Annotated in this window: 3 protein-coding genes and 1 pseudogene; 1 reads left to right on the forward strand and 3 read right to left on the reverse strand. The window is 37.8% G+C overall.

From position 1 onward, the window contains the following. Positions 1-393: 393 nt before the first annotated feature. From A9267_RS22235 to A9267_RS11440, 3 genes are all read right to left on the reverse strand, one after another. Positions 394-612: a hypothetical protein gene (locus A9267_RS22235; protein ID WP_331712004.1), complete on the reverse strand. Its 219-nt coding sequence runs from the start codon at positions 610-612 to the stop codon at positions 394-396. A 543-nt stretch (positions 613-1,155) separates the two neighbouring features. After that, complete coding sequence (locus A9267_RS11435) at positions 1,156-1,470, reverse strand: cupin domain-containing protein (protein ID WP_065109265.1); 315 nt, start codon at positions 1,468-1,470, stop codon at positions 1,156-1,158. 122 nt (positions 1,471-1,592) lie between these two features. Further along, positions 1,593-2,000: a hypothetical protein gene (locus A9267_RS11440; RefSeq protein WP_065109266.1), complete on the reverse strand. Its 408-nt coding sequence runs from the start codon at positions 1,998-2,000 to the stop codon at positions 1,593-1,595. 324 nt (positions 2,001-2,324) lie between these two features. Between A9267_RS11440 and A9267_RS11445 the strand changes: the two are divergent. Beyond that, positions 2,325-2,571: pseudogene (locus A9267_RS11445) on the forward strand (IS110 family transposase); the annotation flags it as partial.

Raw genomic sequence — 2,571 nt, forward strand, 5'->3', positions numbered from 1 at the left:
AAAACGTAAAACGTAAAAAGGTTTAACCCACACGGTTAACCCCACCGAGTCGACGCATTAGCAATTGACGATAACACGGTCAGACCGAGAGCAATTGAATCTGGTTAGTTGGGAAGTACATCTTGCTCGAAAGAGTCAGTAATACTGTTTAACGAATGAGATCTTTGCTCAAGCGCAAATCATCAGGGCGATAGCCAAAAGCTGTTTAGGCAGCAAGCTAGTCAAACGCCGAATGTAGAGCAGCTGTCAGATCCACTGTTGTTGTCGGATTACTATTGCTTGACAAAGGGGAGTCCATGTAGCCCTGTTAAGGGGCAAATTGTAGTTGGCTAAAATGTGAAGCGAAGCGGAACCGAGCAAACTGTTAGCAGTCCCGCTTTAAATTCTTGTTAGCTATACTTTATCGCTAAGCCACTTTTTAACTGGTTTAACCCACTCAGGAATCGGTTTAAAAAATGCGCCATGTTCTTTACCTGTACTAATAGAAATTTCATTAAATGAGCTTACATTAGAACTTTGGTTTATCAGGAACTGACAAGAACCAACCATATCAGATGTTTCATAAATTGAAGAAACCTTCCCGTAAACTTTGAAAGGATTTTTATTCTTCATAAAGCTAGCGCAGCTAGCTAGAAGAATAATATTAATATCTTTATTCTGTAAGTTATTTGAGGCTAAAATTGTTATTTCACCACCACGAGAGAAACCTACAAGTGATATATTTTGAGGCTTAACGCCAAGGGAAATTAATTTTTTAACATCATTTGATAATTTAATGGCGAACTTTTTGGGATTGGTTTTTTCGGGTCTGTGATAAGCAATGAGACTGTAGTTATTACTTGAAAGTGACTCTTTAACTTTTGGAAAATCATATTCCCCCCAGCGAGGACTTATTGGATTAGTATTTTTTCCTTCAACAATTTTTCCATGAGAATAAAAAACATATTTACCATTTGGGTCTACTTTGCCTGGGAATTCTACATAGATATTTCCCGCATTTACGAAAGCAGAAAAAAGTAGTGAGAATAGAGCTAAAAGTTTGATACTGAGTTTCCTTGTATAGCTAACGCCACGCTAAGCGGCAAAAAATGTTGGCTAAAATTAGCGAGGTACGAGCAAAATCCAACTGTTTTTTGTCCGTCCTTTAGCGTCTTGTTATGTGTTTTCTTTAAACCAAAACTCGACTTCGTCCGTATCAACTTCAAATCGTGCAGAATGCTCTACGTTTGCTGGGACATGATACCAATCGCCTGTTTTAACTCTCGTTTCATTATTATTCATTGTTAAAATTAATTCGCCACGCGTTATGACACCATGGTTATCTGTTTCATGAACATGTGGAGGAATAGAGGTTCCTGCAGGATAAGAAGCAAAAAGAACATCACTACCATTTGCTTCCAGTTTGTAAGCATCGAACCTGCCATCATATAAAGGAAGGCTTTTTATTTTATTTGGATACTGACCCGACATGTACACTCTCCTTGAAACACATAACGCCTCAATCAGAGGCAAAAATCAGTTGGTTAAAATTAGCGACGCAGGAGCAAAACCAACTGTTTTTTGTCCTACTGAATTGACTTGTTAGGAGTACCTTACTGACTGTATTTTAATATTCCTAATTCTTTTGCTTCTGATACCGCTTCAATGCCGTCATCTAAAAGTATTTTTCCTAGTATTTCCTTACTTCTGTCCTCGGCTATTTTTGAAAATTCGTTACCTATTTTTTCAGCAACATAACACCAAGAGTATGCCTCTTTAAGATCTAAAATTTCTTTAGTAGTTGATAAGGAAACACATAATCCGAATGGAGCATGCTCATACTTGAATTTTGCTGATTCAAGCATGAATTCGAGTCCTAATTTTGGATTAAACTCATTTTCTTCTTTCTTAAATAATTCAGTGCCAATCACGAACAATTGCTCTGGCGTGTATTGACTCTTATCTTTTGCAAACACATTCAACGAAATAACGCATAAAGCTAGAAATATGCACAGTTTCATTGGTACTCCTAACGCCCCAATAAGAGGCTAAAAATTGTTTGCTAAAATGTTGAGGAACGAAAACAGCAAACTGTTTTTAGTCCTGCTTGATTGACTTGTATGGATAATAAACCCACCTAATTTACAAATACTTCCCTGTTTCGGGTAATGTGAGACCCAGGCTTTAGCTGCAACTAAAGCTTTCCTTGTCGTAGTTCGATTGATTGCTGGCTCCTCTATTGAGAGACCGATAACAAGAAAGAACGCGACAAAGGACTCCAAGCAAAACACTCGAATAGTCTACTGGGTCTCGAACCCGCATTTGCAAGCAAGAGTTAGCTTATTATGAATTCAAAAACTAATCAAAACATTAACATCGGTGTCGATACGGGTAAGTTTCAGCTCGATATATATATCCGACCTCTCGATATCTTTTTCACCGTCAAAAACGATGAGAAAGGAATTAAAGAAGCTGTTAACTTAATCAAGAAACACCATCCTGAACGCATCGTTATTGAAGCAACAGGTCGCTTAGAAATGCCATTTATTATGGCCTGTGCTGAAGCAAACCTTCCCTTCGTTATTGCGAACC

The sequence above is a fragment of the Shewanella sp. UCD-FRSSP16_17 genome (assembly GCF_001675935.1).
GTDB classification, from domain to species: Bacteria; Pseudomonadota; Gammaproteobacteria; order Enterobacterales; family Shewanellaceae; genus Shewanella; species Shewanella japonica.